This is a genomic window from Streptomyces sp. NPDC015532 (assembly GCF_043078065.1).
Lineage (GTDB): Bacteria > Actinomycetota > Actinomycetes > Streptomycetales > Streptomycetaceae > Streptomyces.
The window spans coordinates 639179-657698 of sequence record NZ_JBIBSY010000003.1; the positions used below are offsets into that span (position 1 = coordinate 639179).

At 71.1% G+C, this 18520-nt stretch carries 18 protein-coding genes; 15 read left to right on the top strand and 3 right to left on the bottom strand.

Annotation, left to right across the window (positions count from 1 at the left end):
* Window positions 1-47 precede the first annotated feature (47 nt).
* On the top strand, window positions 48-548 hold the full coding sequence (locus tag ACF07B_RS14095; protein WP_369481850.1) for an ATP-binding protein: 501 nt from the start codon (window positions 48-50) through the stop codon (window positions 546-548).
* Between the two features lie 16 nt (window positions 549-564).
* Here the strand turns inward: ACF07B_RS14095 and idi are convergent, their stop codons facing one another.
* The 3 genes from idi to galE all read right to left on the bottom strand — a co-directional run bounded on the left by idi (window position 565) and on the right by galE (window position 3492).
* Window positions 565-1158, bottom strand: coding sequence for an isopentenyl-diphosphate Delta-isomerase (gene idi, locus ACF07B_RS14100; RefSeq protein WP_392179147.1), 594 nt, complete (start codon window positions 1156-1158; stop codon window positions 565-567).
* A gap of 279 nt (window positions 1159-1437) precedes the next feature.
* Window positions 1438-2376, bottom strand: a complete 939-nt coding sequence (locus tag ACF07B_RS14105; RefSeq protein ID WP_369481804.1) for a cation diffusion facilitator family transporter — start codon at window positions 2374-2376, stop codon at window positions 1438-1440.
* A 135-nt stretch (window positions 2377-2511) separates the two neighbouring features.
* On the bottom strand, window positions 2512-3492 hold the full coding sequence (gene galE, locus ACF07B_RS14110) for a UDP-glucose 4-epimerase GalE (protein WP_392179148.1): 981 nt from the start codon (window positions 3490-3492) through the stop codon (window positions 2512-2514).
* Window positions 3493-3807: 315 nt separating this feature from the next.
* On the opposite strand from galE, the gene ACF07B_RS14115 reads away from it, so the two are divergent.
* From ACF07B_RS14115 to ACF07B_RS14180, 14 genes are all read left to right on the top strand, one after another.
* Window positions 3808-5604, top strand: a complete 1797-nt coding sequence (locus ACF07B_RS14115) for a DUF5941 domain-containing protein (RefSeq protein WP_369481851.1) — start codon at window positions 3808-3810, stop codon at window positions 5602-5604.
* Window positions 5601-6353 carry a phosphocholine cytidylyltransferase family protein gene (locus tag ACF07B_RS14120; protein ID WP_362399730.1) on the top strand — a complete coding sequence of 251 codons (753 nt, stop codon included), beginning with the start codon at window positions 5601-5603 and terminating at the stop codon, window positions 6351-6353. Before ACF07B_RS14115 ends, ACF07B_RS14120 begins: the two co-directional genes overlap by 4 nt.
* Entirely contained in the window at window positions 6341-7402 is a 1062-nt protein-coding gene (locus ACF07B_RS14125) for an iron-containing alcohol dehydrogenase family protein (RefSeq protein ID WP_369481806.1), read from the top strand. The genes ACF07B_RS14120 and ACF07B_RS14125 overlap by 13 nt, the downstream gene beginning before the upstream one ends.
* Window positions 7380-8159, top strand: coding sequence for a CDP-alcohol phosphatidyltransferase family protein (locus ACF07B_RS14130; RefSeq protein ID WP_362399724.1), 780 nt, complete (start codon window positions 7380-7382; stop codon window positions 8157-8159). The genes ACF07B_RS14125 and ACF07B_RS14130 overlap by 23 nt, the downstream gene beginning before the upstream one ends.
* Window positions 8160-8194: 35 nt before the next feature.
* Window positions 8195-9040 carry a glycosyltransferase family 2 protein gene (locus tag ACF07B_RS14135; RefSeq protein ID WP_392179211.1) on the top strand — a complete coding sequence of 282 codons (846 nt, stop codon included), beginning with the start codon at window positions 8195-8197 and terminating at the stop codon, window positions 9038-9040.
* Between the two features lie 96 nt (window positions 9041-9136).
* A complete protein-coding gene (locus tag ACF07B_RS14140) occupies window positions 9137-10066 on the top strand; it encodes an ABC transporter permease (protein WP_369481808.1) in 930 nt (309 codons plus the stop codon).
* Window positions 10059-10838, top strand: coding sequence for an ABC transporter ATP-binding protein (locus ACF07B_RS14145; protein ID WP_362399716.1), 780 nt, complete (start codon window positions 10059-10061; stop codon window positions 10836-10838). Before ACF07B_RS14140 ends, ACF07B_RS14145 begins: the two co-directional genes overlap by 8 nt.
* Before the next feature lie 369 nt (window positions 10839-11207).
* Entirely contained in the window at window positions 11208-12110 is a 903-nt protein-coding gene (hpnC, locus tag ACF07B_RS14150) for a squalene synthase HpnC (protein WP_392179149.1), read from the top strand.
* Entirely contained in the window at window positions 12107-13057 is a 951-nt protein-coding gene (gene hpnD, locus ACF07B_RS14155) for a presqualene diphosphate synthase HpnD (RefSeq protein ID WP_369485692.1), read from the top strand. Before hpnC ends, hpnD begins: the two co-directional genes overlap by 4 nt.
* An 8-nt stretch (window positions 13058-13065) precedes the next feature.
* On the top strand, window positions 13066-13194 hold the full coding sequence (locus ACF07B_RS14160) for a DUF6380 family protein (protein WP_392179212.1): 129 nt from the start codon (window positions 13066-13068) through the stop codon (window positions 13192-13194).
* Window positions 13194-14597: a hydroxysqualene dehydroxylase HpnE gene (gene hpnE, locus ACF07B_RS14165; protein ID WP_392179150.1), complete on the top strand. Its 1404-nt coding sequence runs from the start codon at window positions 13194-13196 to the stop codon at window positions 14595-14597. The genes ACF07B_RS14160 and hpnE overlap by 1 nt, the downstream gene beginning before the upstream one ends.
* The gene (locus ACF07B_RS14170) at window positions 14594-15724 is read left to right on the top strand and encodes a polyprenyl synthetase family protein (protein WP_392179151.1); all 1131 of its coding nucleotides are present in this window, start codon (window positions 14594-14596) and stop codon (window positions 15722-15724) included. Before hpnE ends, ACF07B_RS14170 begins: the two co-directional genes overlap by 4 nt.
* A gap of 150 nt (window positions 15725-15874) precedes the next feature.
* The gene (gene shc, locus ACF07B_RS14175) at window positions 15875-17878 is read left to right on the top strand and encodes a squalene--hopene cyclase (protein ID WP_392179152.1); all 2004 of its coding nucleotides are present in this window, start codon (window positions 15875-15877) and stop codon (window positions 17876-17878) included.
* Complete coding sequence (locus tag ACF07B_RS14180; protein WP_392179153.1) at window positions 17878-18519, top strand: 1-hydroxy-2-methyl-2-butenyl 4-diphosphate reductase; 642 nt, start codon at window positions 17878-17880, stop codon at window positions 18517-18519. Before shc ends, ACF07B_RS14180 begins: the two co-directional genes overlap by 1 nt.
* Window position 18520 lies beyond the last annotated feature (1 nt).

Consider the following 18520-nt stretch of genomic DNA (forward strand, 5'->3'; position numbering starts at 1 on the left):
ACACTCGACGTGTGGTGACAATCGAGCGCAAGGGTGGCGACCGGACGATGGACAACCTCGGGCGGGGGTCCGACCCGAGCCCCGAAGGCGGAGTTGCGACTCCCGACGTCAGATCGCCCGGACCGCTGCCGTACGAGGGGGTGTGGCGGTTCACCGCCCCCGCCGTCGACGCCTCGGTGCCGCAGGCGCGGCACGCCGTCCGTGATCTGCTGGCCCGCCAGGGGGTGCCGGTCTCGGACGATGTCGTTCAGGGACTGCTGTTGATCGTCTCCGAACTGGTCACGAACGCCGTCAAGCACGCGGCACTTCTGTCGCCGATGCTCGCGGTGGAGGTCGCGGTCGGCGCCGACTGGGTGCGGGTGTCCGTCGAGGACGACCACCCCTACCGTCCCACCGCTCTGGAGGCCGACCACGGGCAGACCGGAGGCCGGGGCCTGCTGCTGGTGCGTGAGGTGACCAGGGAGTACGGCGGAGGGTGCGACGTCGAGTACACCGCGGGCGGCGGCAAGGTGATCTGGGCCGCCCTGCCGCTCGCTCCGAACGTCTGAGCGTCCGGCGGACCGGCTACCAGTCCGCGGACGGACCCGTCAGCTCCCGCATCGCCGGACGGGCCGCGTCCAGCACCGTCATGAACCACGCCGAGAACGGGTCCTTCGCGTGCCGCTCCGCCAGTTCGGCGGCGGTCACGAAGGCCGTCGAGCCGACCTCCTCCGGGTCGGGCCGCGGCGCCGACTGCACCATCCCGACGAACAGGTGGTTGTACTCCTGCTCCACCAGGCCCGAGTCCGGGTCCGGGTGGTTGTAGCGGACCGTGCCGGCCTCGGCCAGCAGCGTCGGTGACACCCCGAGCTCCTCGTACGTCCGCCGGGCCGCCGCCGCGAAGGGGGCCTCGCCCGGGTAGGGGTGACCGCAGCAGGTGTTCGACCAGACGCCGGGGGAGTGGTACTTGCCGAGCGCGCGCTGCTGGAGCAGCAGCCGGCCCTGTTCGTCGAAGAGGAACACCGAGAACGCTCTGTGCAACTGCCCCGGGGCCTGATGGGCCGCGAGCTTCTCCGCCGTACCGATCGTGTTGCCGTCCTCGTCGACCAGTTCCAGCAAGATCGCTTCAGCGGTGCCGTTCGACGAACTGTGCGTCGCGGTGGCAGGTGTGATCGGCATACCCATCCTTCGCATCGGTTTTCCAGCCCCAAGTCTGCCGTACGAAACCGGCACTCCCGGCACTTCGCGACTCTCCGCATGTCCCGCCGCGGGGTCCCGGGCGCGGGGCACGCGGCACCGTGGGCCGGACACCGGATGCCGCCGGACACCTGATGGTGCCCGGTGCCACGGGCACGGAATCGTCGAGGACGAGAGCCGTCAGATGTTCGGACGGCACCTGCCGCCTTCCGGACGGCCCCGCGCCCGCTCCGTCCCGCGAGGGGCGCCGCGGGCCTGCCGTCAGTGGCAGAGTTTCGCCTCGTGCTCGGCGTGGCCGCTCGGCTCCAGCTGGAACGTGCAGTGCTCGACGTCGAAGTGGACACCCAGGCAGCCCTGGAGCTCGTGCAGCACCTTCTCGTGGCCGATCGCGTTCAGGACGTCGGAGCTGACGACCACGTGGGCGGAGAGCACCGGCATGCCGGAGGTGATGGTCCAGGCGTGCAGGTCGTGGACGTCCTCGACACCGTCGAGGGCCAGGATGTGGGCGCGCACGTCCGCCATGTCGACCCCCTTGGGCGCCGCCTCCAGGAGCACGTCCAGCGTCTCCTGGAGCAGCTTCCAGGTGCGCGGGACGATCATCAGCGCGATGGCGATCGAGGCGATCGGGTCCGCCGCCTGCCAGCCGGTGGTCATGATCACCACGGCGGCGACGATGACCGCCACCGAGCCCAGCGCGTCCGCCGCGACCTCAAGGAAGGCGCCGCGCACGTTCAGGCTGTCCTTCTGTCCGCGCATCAGCAGCGTCAGCGAGATCGTGTTCGCGACCAGACCGATCACACCGAACACGATCGTCAGTTCGCCGTTGGTGTCCGCGGGCGTGACGAAGCGCTGGATCGCCTCCACGAGCACGTAGCCGCCGACGACGAGCAGCAGCAGACAGTTGGCGAGGGCGGCGAGGATCTCGGCCCGCGCGTAACCGAACGTGCGGTTCTCGCTCGGCGGGCGTGCCGCGAAGTGGATCGCGAGCAGGGCCATGCCGAGACCCAGCGCGTCCGTCGCCATGTGCGCCGCGTCCGCGACGAGCGCGAGCGAATCGGCGAGGAGACCGCCGAAGATCTCGACGACCATGACGGTGAGAGTGATCGCCAGCGCGACACGCAGCCTCCCCCGGTACGCGGCCGTCGCCGTACCGGCCGGGGGAGCACCGTGCGCGTGCCCGTGGTCGTGCCCAGCCCCCATGGAAGCCGCCTCCTGTTTTCCGCTCGGTCGTGCCAGTCAACTACGGGCGGGGGGTATCGGGCAACGCGGCACTGAACACCGTTGTCATATGCTCTGACCTGCGGAAACGATCCGCAGGTCAGAGCCTTGACGCGTTCACGCGCCGGGGGTCTCCGGGTGGTGCAGCAGCCAGCCCCGCCAGGCCGACTCCACCATCTCGCGGACCTCTCGGCGCGCGCTCCAGCCCAGCTCGTCGGCGGCCAGAGCGGCCGAGGCGACCGCGCGGGGGGCGTCGCCGGGACGGCGCGGTTCGACAAGAGGCCGCGCGGGGTTCCCGGTGACCTCGGCGACGAGCGCCACCAGCTCCCGTACGGAGACACCCTCGCCCCGGCCGATGTTCACCGTCAGATCACCGCTCGCCCCGTCCGTCAGCCGCCGGGCCGCCGCGAGATGCGCCTCGGCGAGGTCGGCGACATGGATGTAGTCGCGTACGCAGGTGCCGTCCGGTGTCGGATAGTCGTCGCCGAAGATCCGCGGGGCCTCGCCGCGGGTGAGGCGGTCGAACAGCATCGGGACGATGTTGAAGATCCCCGTGTCGGCGAGCTCCGGCGCGCCCGCGCCCGCCACGTTGAAGTAGCGCAGGCACACCGTGGCGATCCCGTGCGCCCGGCCCGCCGCCCGCACCAGCCACTCGCCCGCGAGCTTCGTCTCGCCGTAGGGGCTCATCGGGGCGCAGGGGGTGCCCTCCGTGATGAGGTCCACGTCGGGGTTGCCGTAGACGGCCGCCGAGGAGGAGAACACGAACCGCTGGACGCCCGCCCCGGCCACCGCGTCCAGAAGCGTCGCGAGGCCGCCCACGTTCTCCTGGTAGTAGCGCGTCGGCTCGGCCACGGACTCGCCGACCTGCTTGCGGGCGGCGAGGTGCACCACACCCGTGATCCCGTGCTCCGCCAGGACCCGCTTGAGCAGATCACCGTCCAGCGACGACCCCTGGACGAGGGGGACGTTCTCCGGAAGCCGGTTCGGCTTCCCGGACGACAGGTCGTCGAGGGCGACGACGCGCTCCCCGGACTCCGCCATCGCCCGCGCCACGTGTGCCCCGATGTATCCGGCCCCGCCTGTGATCAGCCATGTCATGGACGACCACCCTATGCGGGTCCCGCGCCGTGTCCCGGGCGCCCCGGTTCCGGCGGGGCGGGGTCGCCGTACGTCATGCCGGGAATGCGCCGGTCCGTGAAGCGCGCTTGTGACCCGGACCCGCGATCCCCGATGATGATCTCGGCGCTCGCCGGACAAAATCGGTTGATCGGGCCGTGAACAGGCGGTGAACGGCCGCTTCCGTTCATCCGATAGCCTCTGCCGACATGCCGCCGGGGCCGCCGCCATGCCGGGGGCCATCCCATCACGCACACGCAGGCGCCATGTCGCGCCGGCACCCAGGGAGTGAGTTCGCTGCCGACCGCCATCCTCACCGGCCAGCCGGTCCCCGGATCGTCGCTCGAGGGCGATCTGCGGTCGCTCGGCTTCGATGTGCGTCCCGCGTCCGACGCGGGCGAGACCGGGACCCTGCTCGCCGCCGTGCCGGCGAACGAACGGGTCGCCGTCGTGGACGCCCGCTTCGTCGGGCACGTGCACGCCCTGCGTCTCGGCCTGACCGACCCCCGCTTCGCGGCCTCCGCCATTCCCGGCGCCGTCTCCGTGCAGCCCGAGGCCCGGCGGGCCCTGACCCGCGCCGTGACCCGGGAGAGCGTGGCCGCCGGCAACGCCGCCGCGGCTCCCGAGGACCTCGTCGAGCGCCTCGGCGCGACACTGGAGGCGGACGACGTCTCCGTGTACCGCCCGGACCTCGGGACCCTCGTCGCCGCGGTCCCCGCCGACCCGCAGGAGCGCAACGGCGTCCGGCAGGCCGTCCTGGCCGTCGACGACGAGGCCGTACGGCTGCGCAGTGCCGTCAAGGCCCGCGACGGGTTCTTCACCACGTACTGCATCAGCCCGTACTCGCGTTACATCGCCCGCTGGTGCGCCCGCCGCGGCCTGACCCCGAACCAGGTCACCACCGCCTCGCTGATCACCGCGCTCATCGCCGCGGGCTGCGCCGCCACCGGCACCCGCGTCGGCTTCGTCGCGGCCGGTCTGCTGCTGATGTTCTCCTTCGTCCTGGACTGCACGGACGGACAGCTCGCCCGCTACTCCCTTCAGTACTCCACGCTCGGCGCCTGGCTCGACGCGACCTTCGACCGCGCCAAGGAGTACGCCTACTACGCGGGACTCGCGCTCGGCGCGGCCCGCGGCGGCGACGACGTGTGGGCGCTCGCCCTCGCCGCGATGATCCTCCAGACCTGCCGGCACGTCGTGGACTTCTCCTTCAACGAGGCGAACCACGACGCCACGGCCAACACCAGCCCCACCGCGGCCCTCTCGGGCAAGCTCGACAGCGTCGGCTGGACGGTCTGGGTGCGCCGGATGATAGTCCTGCCCATCGGCGAACGATGGGCGATGATCGCCGTCCTCACGGCGCTGACGACCCCCCGTATCACCTTCTACGCGCTGCTCGTCGGCTGTGCCTTCGCGGCCACCTACACCACGGCGGGCCGGGTCCTGCGCTCGCTCACCCGCAAGGCGCGCCGCACGGACCGCGCCGCCCGGGCTCTGGCGGACCTCACCGACTCCGGCCCGCTCGCCGAGTACCTGACCCGGTTCGCGGGCCGCCTCTCGCGCGTCGCCCCCGCCGTGGTCGCCCTCTTCGCCGGGGCCGTCGTCGTGACATCCGCCGCACTCGCCCCGTACGGCAGCTGGCTTCCCGTGCTCGGTGCCCTCGTCTACGTACTGCTGTCGCCGGCCGCCCTGCTCAGGCCCCTCAAGGGCGCCCTCGACTGGCTGGTCCCGCCGTTCTTCCGCGCGGCCGAGTACCTCACCGTTCTGGCACTGGCGTTCAACGCCGACGTGAACGGGGCGCTTCCGGCGGCTTTCGGCCTGGTGGCCGCGGTCGCCTACCATCACTACGACACGGTGTACCGCATTCGCGGAAACGCCGGAGCCCCCCCGCACTGGCTGGTGCGGGCGATCGGCGGGCACGAAGGCAGGACGCTGCTGGTCACCGTCCTGGCCGCGCTGCTCACCGCCGCACAGTTCGCGGTCGCGCTCACGGCGGTCGCCGTGGCCGTGGCCCTGCTGGTGCTCGTCGAGAGCATCCGCTTCTGGGTGTCCTCCGGGGCGCCCGCCGTACACGATGAAGGAGAACCCGCATGATCGGCCTTGTGCTGGCGGCCGGCGCCGGACGGCGTCTGCGTCCCTACACCGACAGCCTTCCCAAGGCTCTCGTGCCGGTGGGCCCCGCGGGGATAGAGGACTCCATCACGGTCCTGGACCTGACCCTCGGCAACTTCGCCGAGATCGGCCTGACCGAGGTCGGCATCATCGTCGGCTACCGCAAGGAAGCCGTCTACGACCGCAAGGCCGCCCTCGAGGAGAAGTACGGCCTCAAGATCACCCTCATCGACAACGACAAGGCCGAGGAGTGGAACAACGCCTACTCCCTGTGGTGCGGACGTGACGCCCTCAAGGACGGCGTGATCCTCGCCAACGGCGACACCGTGCACCCGGTCTCCGTCGAGCGGACGCTGCTCGCGGCCCGCGGCGACGGCAAGAGGATCATCCTCGCCCTCGACACGGTGAAGCAGCTCGCCGACGAGGAGATGAAGGTCGTCGTGGACCCCGACAAGGGCGTCCAGAAGATCACCAAGCTCATGGAGCCGTCCGAGGCCACCGGCGAGTACATCGGCGTGACCCTCATCGAGGGCGCCGCCGCCGCCGAGCTGGCCGACGCCCTGAAGACGGTGTGGGAGACCGACCCGCAGCAGTTCTACGAGCACGGCTACCAGGAGCTCGTCAACCGCGGCTTCCGGATCGACGTCGCGCCGATCGGCGAGGTCAAGTGGGTCGAGATCGACAACCACGACGACCTCGCCAAGGGACGTGAGATCGCGTGCCAGTACTGACGAGGCTGATCCCCTCGCCGGTCGTCGTCGACATCCGTCCGGGTGCCCTGGACGACCTGGCGAGCGTGCTCAGCGACGAGCGCATCTCGCACTCGGGCAAGCTGGCCATCGCGGTCAGCAACGGCTCGGGCGCCCGGCTGCGCGACCGGATCGCCCCGGCCCTGCCCGGTGCCACCTGGTACGAGGTCGGCGGCGGCACGCTGGACGACGCGATCAAGCTGGCCGGTGCCATAAGGGCCGGGCACTACGACGCCGTCGTGGGCCTGGGCGGCGGCAAGATCATTGACTGTGCCAAGTTCGCCGCCGCGCGGGTCGGACTGCCGCTGGTCGCCGTGCCCACCAACCTCGCGCACGACGGCCTGTGCTCGCCGGTCGCCACCCTCGACAACGACGCGGGCCGCGGCTCCTACGGTGTGCCGAACCCGATCGCCGTGGTCATCGACCTCGACGTCATCCGTGACGCGCCGGTCCGGTTCGTCCGGGCGGGCATCGGGGACGCGGTCTCCAACATCAACGCGATCGCGGACTGGGAACTGTCCAACCGCGTCACGGGCGAGAAGATCGACGGTCTGGCCGCCGCCATGGCGCGCCAGGCGGGCGAGGCCGTCCTCAGGCACCCCGGGGGCGTCGGCGACAACGGCTTCCTCCAGGTCCTCGCCGAGGCGCTCGTCCTCACCGGCATCGCGATGTCGATCTCGGGCGACTCCCGGCCGGCCTCCGGCTCCTGCCACGAGATCAACCACGCCTTCGACCTCCTCTTCCCCAAGCGCGCCGCGAGCCACGGCGAGCAGTGCGGCCTGGGCGCAGCCTTCGCGATGTATCTGCGCGGCGCCCACGACGACGCGCTGTACATGGCCGAGGTGCTGCGCCGGCACGGACTGCCGGTGCTGCCCGAGGAGATCGGCTTCACCGTGGAGGAGTTCGTCCAGGTCGTGGAGTTCGCTCCGCAGACCCGGCCCGGCCGCTACACGATCCTCGAACATCTCGACCTGAACACCCACCAGATCAAGGACATCTACTCCGACTATGCCAAGGCCATCGGTAGCTGAACTCCGCCCCGTCGTTCACCCCCCGGGGGTGAAGGACCGGCGCAGCGGTGAGCACTGGGCGGGACGCCTGTACATGCGAGAGATCTCGCTGCGCTGCGACCGCTACCTGGTGACCACCAGGATCACGCCCAACCAGCTCACGTACCTGATGACCCTCTGCGGCGTGCTCGCGGCCCCCGCCCTGCTGGTGCCGGGGATCGCGGGCGCGGTGCTGGGCGTGGTGATGGTCCAGCTCTATCTGCTGCTCGACTGCGTCGACGGCGAGGTCGCGCGCTGGAAGAAGCAGTACTCGCTCGGCGGGGTCTATCTCGACCGCGTCGGCGCCTATCTCACCGACGCGGCCGTCCTCGTCGGCCTCGGCCTGCGCGCCGCGGACCTGTGGGGCGACGGACGTGTCGACTGGCTGTGGGCCTTCCTCGGCACGCTGGCCGCCCTCGGCGCGATCCTGATCAAGGCGGAGACCGACCTCGTCGGTGTCGCCCGCCACCAGGGCGGGCTGCCGCCGGTCGAGGAGTCCGCCGCCGAGCCCCGTTCCTCGGGCGTGGCACTGGCCCGCAGGGCCGCCGCGGCGCTCAAGTTCCACCGGCTGATCCTCGGCATCGAGGCGTCCCTGCTGATCCTGCTCCTCGCCGTCGCGGACCAGATCAGGGGTGACCTGTTCTTCACCCGGCTGGGCACCGCGGTGCTCGCCGGCATCGCGCTGCTGCAGACCGTGCTGCACCTGGTGTCCATCCTCGCTTCGAGCAGGCTCAAGTGAGTACGGCGACGAAGGTCGGCGCGGTGATCATCACCATGGGCAACCGCCCCGACGAGCTCAGGGCCCTGCTCGACTCCGTCGCCAAGCAGGACGGCGACCGCGTCGAGGTGGTCGTGGTCGGCAACGGCTCACCCGTCCCGGAGGTCCCCGCGGGGGTCCGGACCGTCGAGCTGCCCGAGAACCTCGGCATACCCGGCGGCCGCAACATCGGCATCGAGGCCTTCGGCCCCGGCGGCACCGACGTGGACGTCCTCCTCTTCCTGGACGACGACGGTCTGCTGGCCCACCACGACACGGCCGAACTGTGCCGCCGGGCCTTCGCCGACGACCCGGAGCTCGGCATCATCAGCTTCCGGATCGCCGACCCCGAGACCGGTGAGACCCAGCGCCGTCACGTGCCGCGGCTGCGCGCCGCCGACCCGATGCGCTCCTCGCGCGTCACCACGTTCCTCGGCGGCGCCAACGCGGTCCGTACGAAGGTCCTCGCCGAGGTCGGCGGACTCCCGGACGCGTTCTTCTACGCCCACGAGGAGACCGACCTGGCCTGGCGGGCCCTCGACGCCGGCTGGATGATCGACTACCGCTCCGACATGGTGCTGTACCACCCGGCGACCGCGCCCTCACGGCACGCGGTGTACCACCGGATGGTGGCGCGCAACCGTGTCTGGCTCGCGCGCCGAAACCTTCCCGCCCCCCTCGTCCCGGTCTACCTCGGCGTCTGGATGCTCCTGACGCTGCTGCGCCGCCCCTCGCGGGCCGCGCTGCGGGCCTGGTTCGGCGGATTCAGGGAAGGCTGGAGGAGTCCGTGCGGACCGAGGCGTCCCATGAGGTGGCGCACGGTGTGGCGGCTGACCCGACTGGGCCGGCCTCCGGTGATCTGACAAGCTCGACCCTGAGAGCATCCGGGCCTGCCCGGTCCCCGGCTCATGCCCACGTCCGAACCGGCTGTGCGCATCTTGAAGACGAAAGTTCCCCTTGTGAGTGAGACCACGCATGACGGCGGAGTCGCGGTGAGCGACCGGCCGTCGCCCGATGACGGGCTTTCCGCGGCCGAGGTGGCCGCCAAGTACGGCCTCGCGGTCAGCGGCGCCCGGCCCGGGCTGGGCCAGTATGTGCGTCAGCTGTGGGGCCGGCGGCACTTCATCCTCGCCTTCTCGCAGGCGAAGCTCACCGCCCAGTACAGTCAGGCCAAGCTGGGCCAGCTCTGGCAGGTGGTGACGCCGCTGCTCAACGCGTTCGTCTACTACCTGATCTTCGGGCTGATCCTGAAGGCCAACCGCGGAATGTCGCACGATGTGTACATCCCGTTCCTGGTGACCGGCGTCTTCGTCTTCACCTTCACGCAGAGCTCGGTCATGGCGGGTGTGCGGGCGATCTCGGGCAACCTGGGACTGGTACGCGCGCTGCACTTCCCGCGTGCCTCGCTGCCGATCTCGTTCGCCCTCCAGCAGCTCCAGCAGCTGCTCTTCTCGATGATCGTGCTGTTCATCGTGGCGATCGGCTTCGGCAGCTACCCGGGCCTGTCCTGGCTGCTGATCGTCCCGGTGCTGTTCCTCCAGTTCCTGTTCAACACCGGCCTCGCGCTGATCGTGGCGCGGATGGGCGCGAAGACCCCCGACCTCGCCCAGCTCATGCCGTTCATCCTGCGCACCTGGATGTACGCCTCCGGTGTCATGTTCTCCATCAGCACCATGCTGGCCGGCCGTCCCGAATGGATCGCCCGCGCGCTCCAGGCGAACCCGGCCGCCGTCTACATGGACCTGATGCGCTTCGCGCTCATCGACGGCTACGGCTCCTCCAACCTGCCGCCGCACGTGTGGGCCATCGCCGTCTTCTGGGCCGTGATCACGGCCGTCGGCGGTTTCGTCTACTTCTGGAAGGCTGAAGAGAGGTACGGCCGTGGCTGAGCTCGAAAAGAGGTCGCACATCCCGACCGTCATCGCGGACGAACTGCACATCGTCTACCGCGTGAACGGCGCCAAGACCGGCAAGGGCAGCGCCACCTCCGCCCTCAGCCGCATCATCAGGCGCGGCGAGGAGCGCGGTGTCCGCAAGGTCCACGCCGTCAAGGGTGTCTCCTTCACCGCGTACCGGGGCGAGGCCATCGGCCTGATCGGCTCGAACGGCTCCGGCAAGTCCACGCTCCTGCGGGCCATCGCCGGTCTGCTCCCCGCGGAGAAGGGCAAGGTCTTCACCGACGGCCAGCCCTCGCTGCTCGGTGTGAACGCGGCCCTGATGAACGACCTGACCGGCGAGCGGAACGTCATCCTGGGCGGTCTCGCCATGGGCATGTCCCGTGATCAGGTCAGGGAGCGCTACCAGGAGATCGTCGACTTCTCGGGCATCAACGAGAAGGGCGACTTCATCACCCTGCCGATGCGGACGTACTCCTCCGGCATGGCGGCGCGGCTGCGCTTCTCGATCGCGGCGGCCAAGGACCACGACGTGCTGATGATCGACGAGGCCCTCGCGACCGGTGACCGCTCCTTCCAGAAGCGGTCCGAGGCGCGCATCCGCGAGCTGCGCAAGAGCGCGGGCACGGTGTTCCTGGTCAGCCACAACAACAAGTCGATCCGCGACACCTGCGACCGCGTGCTGTGGCTGGAGCGCGGTGAGCTGCGCATGGACGGCCCGACCGAGGACGTCCTCAAGGAGTACGAGAAGTTCACGGGCAAGTAGCCCGATTCGCCCACGACAGGACCAGGGCCCCGCCGGAACTCTCCGGCGGGGCCCTGCGTCTGCAAAGGAAACGTCAACTCCCGTCGGCGCCAGGAATCTTGACGCCAATCGGTGTGTTGTTGTGATGTGCAGGACACCCCGGCGGAGTGTGCCGCGTTGTACAACGTAAGCTGTACCGGTGCTGAAACGCGTCAAGTGGGGCGATAATACGCGACACCTGGCACCGTCACGCCGAGCGGATCTTCGAGCGGCGTGTCCGAAATGGGCAGTGTTGGGTCGGCAGTGTAGAACGGGAGATGTGACGGCAATGGCTACGGTGACTCTCCAGCTCCGCGATGCGTGTGCCGTCCTCGCGCCGGGCGGCGAGCGGTGACCCAAGCCGGGACGGCCCGCACCGGCGATCCGGAGCGCGGCACCCTCGACAAAGCCGCGGACGAGAACTTCCCCGTGGCCCCGTTCTTCCTGCCCAGGGCCTGGCGCGACGACCTGATGGCCGTGTACGGCTTCGCCCGCCTCGTGGACGACATCGGCGACGGCGATCTCGCCCCCGGCGGCGCCGACGCCCGCCTCCTGGGCGTGCCGGCCGCGGACGCCGACGACCGTCCGGTCCTGCTCGACGCGCTCGAAGCCGATCTTCACCGCGTGTTCGACTCGACCCCCGGCCACCCCCTGCTGCGCCGGCTGCGCCCCACGGTCCACCGCGCGGGACTGACTCCCGAGCCCTTCCTCGGCCTGATCGCGGCCAACCGCCAGGACCAGATCGTCAAGCGGTACGAGACCTACGACGATCTGCTCGCCTACTGCGAACTGTCCGCGAACCCGGTCGGCCGCCTGGTCCTCTCCGTCACCGGGGTGTCCACGCCCGAGCGGATCCGCCTCTCCGACGCGGTGTGCACGGCGCTCCAGATCGTCGAGCACCTCCAGGACGTGGCCGAGGACCTCGGCCACGACCGCGTCTACCTGCCCGCCGAGGACATGAAGCGCTTTCACGTCGCCGAAGCCGATCTCGCCGCCCCCACAGCAGGCGCATCGGTGCGAGCACTGGTTGCATACGAAGCAGAACGCGCTTTGAACCTCCTGAATGAAGGCACCCCCCTCGTGGGTAGCGTCCACGGCAGGCTGAAACTGCTGCTCGCGGGGTTCGTCGCGGGGGGGAAGGCGGCGATCGGCGCGATCGCCGCCGCCGAATACGACGTACTTCCCGGCCCGCCCAAGCCCGGCAAGCTCCAGTTGCTGCGCGAGGTGGGAGTGACTCTGCGAGGAGAGGGGTGATCCGGACCGTGGAGTCGGAACAGCACGTGTCCGCACCGGTACTCGCCGCGTACAGCTACTGCGAGGCGGTGACCGGTCAGCAGGCCCGTAATTTCGCGTACGGCATCAGGCTTCTGCCGACGTCCAAGCGCCGCGCGATGTCGGCGCTCTACGCGTTCTCCCGGCGCGTGGACGACATCGGCGACGGCACGCTGGCGCCGGACGTGAAGGCGGTACGCCTGGAGGAGACCCGGGCACTGCTCGCCCGCGTCCGCGCGGGCGACGTCGCCGAGGACGACACCGACCCGGTCGCGGTCGCGCTCAGCCACACCGCCGGGTACTTCCCGGTGCCGCTCGCGGGCCTGGACGAGCTCATCGACGGCGTGCTCATGGACGTGCGCGGTGAGACGTACGAGACCTGGGACGACCTGAAGGTCTACTGCCGGTGCGTGGCCGGAGCGATCGGGCGGCTCTCGCTCGGGGTCTTCGGCACCGAACCGGGGGCGCGTGGCGCGGAGCGCGCGCCGGAGTACGCCGACACGCTCGGGCTCGCGCTCCAGCTCACGAACATCCTGCGGGACGTCCGCGAGGACGCCGAGGGCGGGCGCACCTATCTGCCCGCCGACGACCTGGCCAAGTTCGGCTGCTCGGCCGGGTTCGCGGGGCCGACTCCACCGCCGGGCTCGGACTTCGCGGGACTCGTGCACTTCGAGGTGCGGCGGGCGCGCGCCCTCTTCGCGGAGGGCTACCGGCTGCTGCCCATGCTGGACCGGCGCAGCGGCGCCTGTGTCGCGGCCATGGCGGGCATCTACCGGCGTCTCCTCGACCGCATCGAGCGCGAGCCGGAGGCCGTGCTGCGCGGCCGGGTGTCCCTGCCGGGGCGCGAGAAGGCCTACGTCGCCGTGCGCGGCCTCTCCGGTCTCGACGCCCGGCACGTCTCCCGCCGCACGGTCCGGAGGCGTGTCTGATGGACCCCATGGACCGCGGTGACACGGCCGGCGAAAAGCGGCAGGCAACCCTCCGGAGCCGGGTGGCGTCCCTGACTGCGACGGCCTGCCGTGGAGCGTTCAACCACCCCGGCGCGGCCGCAGGGGAGGGTGCGTGATGAGCGAGGTCGAGTCCACGGACGACTCCGGCCGGACCGCCGTGGTGATCGGCGGCGGTCTCGCCGGGATCACCGCCGCGCTCGCGCTGGCGGACGCCGGGCTGCGGGTGACCCTGCTCGAAGGGCGACCGCGCCTCGGCGGTCTCGCGTTCTCCTTCCAGCGCGGCGAGCTCACCGTGGACAACGGACAGCATGTCTTCCTGCGCTGCTGCACCGCCTACCGCTGGTTCCTCGACCGCGTCGACGCGACCTCGCTCGCGCCTCTGCAGGATCGTCTCGACGTGCCCGTTCTCGACGCGGAGGCACCGCCGGGACGACGGCTCGGCAGAATCGGCCGGGGCGCGCTGCCCGTTCCGCTGCACCTGGCGCGCAGCCTCGCGACCTATCAGCACCTCTCGCTCGCCGAGCGTGCCAAGGTCGGCCGTGCCGCGCTCGCGCTCAAGGGACTGGATCTCAGGGATCCGGCGCTCGACGCGCAGAACTTCGGCGACTGGCTCGCCGGGCACGGTCAGTCGCGACGTGCCGTCGAAGCACTGTGGGACCTCGTGGGGGTCGCCACCCTCAACGCGGTGGCCCAGGACTGCTCGCTCGGGCTCGCCGCGATGGTGTTCAAGACGGGTCTGCTGTCCGACCCGGGCGCGGCCGACATCGGCTGGGCGCGCGTCCCGCTGGGCGAACTGCACGACACCCTGGCCCGCAAGGCGCTCGACTCCGCGGGCGTACGTACCGAGATCCGTACACGCGTCACCTCCGTCTCCCCTTACGAGAACGGCCGCTGGAGCGTTCAGGTTCCCGGCGAGCGCATCGACGCCGACACCGTCGTCCTCGCCGTGCCCCAGCGCGAGGCCCACGACCTCCTGCCGAAGGGTGCGCTCGACGCCCCCGAGCGGCTGCTGGACATCGGCACCGCGCCGATCCTCAACGTCCACGTCGTCTACGACCGCAAGGTCCTCACCGCGCCGTTCTTCGCGGCCCTGGGCTCCCCGGTGCAGTGGGTCTTCGACCGCACCGAGGCGTCCGGGCTCCGGGAGGGGCAGTACCTGGCGCTGTCGCAGTCGGCGGCCCAGGACGAGATCGGCGAGCCCGTCGCCGCGCTCCGGGAGCGGTATCTGCCGGAGCTGGAGCGGCTGCTGCCCGGTGCGCGCGGCGCCGGGGTGAAGGACTTCTTCGTGACCCGGGAGCGCACCGCGACGTTCGCCCCCGCCCCGGGCGTCGGGCGGCTGCGGCCCGGTGCCCGTACCAAGGCCCCCGGCCTGTACCTGGCCGGAGCGTGGACCGCCACAGGGTGGCCCGCGACCATGGAGAGTGCGGTTCGCAGTGGAGTCGGTGCGGCACAGGCCGCGCTGGGCGCCCTGGGCCGGCCCCGCGACCATCTCCTCGGACTCTTCGAGGAGGCGGCATGACGCTCGACCGGAGCATGGCAGGTCCCCGCACCCCCGGTTCCGCAACAAGAGGAGAGATTGTGCCCACTGTGCCCCCGGCCGAAACGGCTGCCGACGCGGTGGACGTGACCGCGCTCCTGGAGCGCGGCCGGACCCTGGCCACACCGGTGCTCAAGGCGGCTGTCGACCGGCTGGCGCCGCCCATGGACACCGTCGCCGCCTACCACTTCGGCTGGATCGACGCCGAGGGCAACCCCGCGGACGGCGACGGCGGCAAGGCGGTGCGCCCCGCGCTCGCCGTGCTCTCCGCGCAGGCCGCCGGCGCGGTCCCCGAGGTGGGCGTCCCCGGCGCGGTCGCCGTCGAGCTGGTGCACAACTTCTCGCTGCTGCACGACGACCTGATGGACGGCGACGAACAGCGCCGCCACCGTGACACGGTCTGGAAGGTGCACGGCCCCGCCCAGGCGATCCTGGTCGGCGACGCCCTGTTCGCGCTGGCCAACGAGGTCCTGCTGGAGCTCGGCACCGTCGAGGCCGGCCGGGCCACCCGCCGTCTGACCACCGCCACCCGGGCGCTGATCGACGGCCAGGCCCAGGACATCTCCTACGAGCACCGCGACCGCGTCAGCGTCGAGGAGTGCCTGGAGATGGAGGGCAACAAGACCGGCGCCCTGCTCGCCTGCGCCTGTTCCATCGGCGCGGTCCTCGGCGGCGCCGACGACCTCACCGCCGACACGCTGGAGCGCTACGGCTACCACCTCGGCCTCGCCTTCCAGGCCGTCGACGACCTCCTCGGCATCTGGGGCGACCCGGAGGCCACCGGAAAGCAGACCTGGAGCGATCTGCGCCAGCGCAAGAAGTCCCTGCCGGTCGTGGCCGCGCTCGCCGCGGGCGGCCCCGCCTCCGAGCGGCTCGGCGAGCTGCTCGCCGAGGACGCCAAGGCCAGCGACTTCGAGAACTTCTCCGAGGAGGAGTTCGCCGCGCGCGCCGCGCTCATCGAGGAGGCGGGCGGCCGCGAGTGGACCGCCCAGGAGGCGCGCCGCCAGCACGCGATCGCCATCGAGGCGCTGGACGCCGTACCGATGCCCGAGCAGGTGCGCGCCCAGCTCGTGGCGCTGGCCGACTTCGTCGTCGTACGAAAGAGATGATCGTTATCGGTCGAATAAACCTCGCGTAGTCGCCGGCCGGTGCCTTCCCCAAGCTTCGAACCTCGTTCGAGCGGAGGGATATCCATCCGAACGAACGCACCGGCCGACGGCGGACCCAGCAGAGACACACCACTGCACGAAGGGGAAGCCATGACAGCGACGACCGACGGAAGCACCGGGGCCCTGCCGCCCCGCGCTGCCTCGGCCAGCGAAGACCGGAACCGGACGACTCCCGAGGCGGCCGGGACAGTCGAGGCCCGAGACGCCGCCACGCGCTCCATGGAGCGCGCCACGGACTTCCTGCTCGCGCGGCAGGACGCCGAGGGCTGGTGGAAGGGCGACCTCGAGACGAACGTCACCATGGACGCCGAGGACCTGCTGCTCCGTCAGTTCCTGGGCATCCGCGACGAGCCGACCACCCGCGGCGCGGCGCTGTTCATCCGTGGCGAGCAGCGCGAGGACGGCACGTGGGCCTCGTTCTTCGGCGGCCCGGGTGAACTCTCCACCACCATCGAGGCGTATGTCGCCCTGCGGCTGGCCGGGGACGCCCCGGACGACGCGCACATGGCGAAGGCGGCCGCGTGGATCCGCGAGCGCGGCGGCATCGCCGCGGCCCGTGTCTTCACCCGGATCTGGCTCGCCCTCTTCGGCTGGTGGAAGTGGGACGACCTCCCCGAACTCCCGCCGGAGCTCATCTACTTCCCCAAGTGGATGCCGCTGAACATCTACGACTTCGGGTGCTGGGCGCGGCAGACCATCGTGCCGCTCACCGTCGTCTCGGCGACGCGTCCGGTGCGGCCCGCGCCGTTCGCGCTGGACGAACTGCACACCGACGCGCGCAATCCCAACCCGGTCGGACCGCTCGCCCCCGTGACCACGTGGGACGGCGCCTTCCAGCGCCTGGACAAGGCGCTGCACCAGTACCGCAGGATCGCTCCGCGCGCCCTGCGCAGAGCGGCGATGAACACGGCGGGCCGCTGGATCATCGAGCGCCAGGAGAACGACGGCTGCTGGGGCGGCATCCAGCCGCCCGCCGTCTACTCGGTCATCGCGCTGCACCTGCTCGGCTACGACCTCGAACACCCGGTGATGCGCGAGGGGCTGGCCTCGCTAAACCGTTTCGCCGTGTGGCGAGACGACGGCGCGCGGATGATCGAGGCGTGTCAGTCGCCGGTGTGGGACACCTGTCTGGCCACCATCGCGCTGGCCGACGCGGGAGTGCCCGCCGATCACCCGCAGCTCGTCAAGGCCGCGGACTGGATGCTCGGGGAGGAGATCGTCCGGCCCGGCGACTGGTCGGTGAAGCGGCCCCAACTGCCACCGGGCGGGTGGGCGTTCGAGTTCCACAACGACAACTACCCCGACATCGACGACACCGCGGAGGTCGTCCTCGCACTGCGCCGCGTCCGGCATCACGACCCGGACCGCGTCGAGAACGCCATCGGACGCGGGGTCCGCTGGAATCTCGGCATGCAGTCCAAGGACGGCGGCTGGGGCGCGTTCGACGTCGACAACACCAGCGCCTTCCCCAACCGGCTGCCGTTCTGCGACTTCGGGGAGGTGATCGACCCGCCCTCCGCGGACGTGACGGCGCACGTGGTGGAGATGCTGGCGGTCGAGGGACTCACCCAGGACCCGCGCACCCGCCGGGGCATCGAGTGGCTGCTCTCCCACCAGGAGCCGAACGGCTCCTGGTTCGGACGCTGGGGCGTCAACTACGTCTACGGAACAGGGTCCGTGGTCCCGGCACTCGCGGCGGCGGGGCTGCCCGGCTCGCACCCGGCGATCCGCCGGGCGGTGGCCTGGCTGGAGTCCGTGCAGAACGAGGACGGCGGCTGGGGTGAGGACCTGCGCTCCTACGACGACATCGCCGGATGGAGCGGACGCGGCGCCTCGACCGCCTCACAGACCGGCTGGGCCCTGCTCGCCCTGCTCGCCGCGGGGGAGCGCGACTCCAAGGCCACCGAGCGCGGGGTGGTCTGGCTCGCGGAGACGCAGCTGCCCGACGGCACCTGGGACGAGCCCTACTTCACGGGGACCGGCTTCCCGTGGGACTTCTCGATCAACTACCACCTCTACCGCCACGTCTTCCCACTCACCGCGCTCGGCCGCTACGTCCACGGAGACCCCTTCTCCGCGGCCGAGGGGGGCTGATGGACACGACGCCGGCCCCGGCCCCGCTTCTGATCGCCTGCGCGCTCGGTATCGAGCACCTCGCCCTGCGCAGCGGCGACCGGAGCGGCGCCGGGGGGCCGGTCACCGTGCTGCGTACCGGCATGGGACCCAGGGCCGCCGACCGGTCGGTCACCCGGGTGCTGGCCGACCCGGCGCTGGCCACGGCGGCCGTGCTCGCCACCGGTTTCTGCGCGGGGCTCGCCCCGGGCATGCACCCCGGTGACCTGGTCGTCGCCGAGGAGACCCGCGACCCGGGCGGCACCACGCCGTGCGTGGGCACCGATCTGCTGGTCAAGGAACTCACCCGCGCCGTGCCGGGCCGCACCGTCCACACGGGGCCGCTCACCGGCTCCGATCACGTGGTCCGCGGTCACGAGCGCTCCGATCTGCTCGGCACCGGCGCCATCGCCGTCGACATGGAGTCGGCGGCCACGCTGCTCGGCGCGGTCCGCTCGGGAACCCGTCCCGTTGCGGCCGTCCGGGTGGTCGTGGATGCTCCAGAACATGAACTCGTCCGAATCGGCACGTTTCGCGGGGGAATATCAGCCTTCCGCGTTCTTCGCGCCGTGCTTCCCGCTTTTTTCGAATGGCACCGTTCTTTGTCGCTCCCTCGGAGGTGAG

What these genes read in the sequence shown, in the direction of transcription:
- ACF07B_RS14095 (WP_369481850.1), top strand. Translation starts at nt 48, where the DNA reads ATGGACAACCTCGGGCGGGGGTCCGACCCGAGCCCCGAAGGCGGAGTT.
- idi (WP_392179147.1), bottom strand. Translation starts at nt 1,158, where the DNA reads ATGCCGATCACACCTGCCACCGCGACGCACAGTTCGTCGAACGGCACC.
- ACF07B_RS14105 (WP_369481804.1), bottom strand. Translation starts at nt 2,376, where the DNA reads ATGGGGGCTGGGCACGACCACGGGCACGCGCACGGTGCTCCCCCGGCC.
- galE (WP_392179148.1), bottom strand. Translation starts at nt 3,492, where the DNA reads ATGACATGGCTGATCACAGGCGGGGCCGGATACATCGGGGCACACGTG.
- ACF07B_RS14120 (WP_362399730.1), top strand. Translation starts at nt 5,601, where the DNA reads ATGATCGGCCTTGTGCTGGCGGCCGGCGCCGGACGGCGTCTGCGTCCC.
- ACF07B_RS14130 (WP_362399724.1), top strand. Translation starts at nt 7,380, where the DNA reads ATGCCAAGGCCATCGGTAGCTGAACTCCGCCCCGTCGTTCACCCCCCG.
- ACF07B_RS14135 (WP_392179211.1), top strand. Translation starts at nt 8,195, where the DNA reads ATGGGCAACCGCCCCGACGAGCTCAGGGCCCTGCTCGACTCCGTCGCC.
- ACF07B_RS14160 (WP_392179212.1), top strand. Translation starts at nt 13,066, where the DNA reads ATGGACCGCGGTGACACGGCCGGCGAAAAGCGGCAGGCAACCCTCCGG.
- hpnE (WP_392179150.1), top strand. Translation starts at nt 13,194, where the DNA reads ATGAGCGAGGTCGAGTCCACGGACGACTCCGGCCGGACCGCCGTGGTG.
- ACF07B_RS14170 (WP_392179151.1), top strand. Translation starts at nt 14,594, where the DNA reads ATGACGCTCGACCGGAGCATGGCAGGTCCCCGCACCCCCGGTTCCGCA.
- shc (WP_392179152.1), top strand. Translation starts at nt 15,875, where the DNA reads ATGACAGCGACGACCGACGGAAGCACCGGGGCCCTGCCGCCCCGCGCT.
- ACF07B_RS14180 (WP_392179153.1), top strand. Translation starts at nt 17,878, where the DNA reads ATGGACACGACGCCGGCCCCGGCCCCGCTTCTGATCGCCTGCGCGCTC.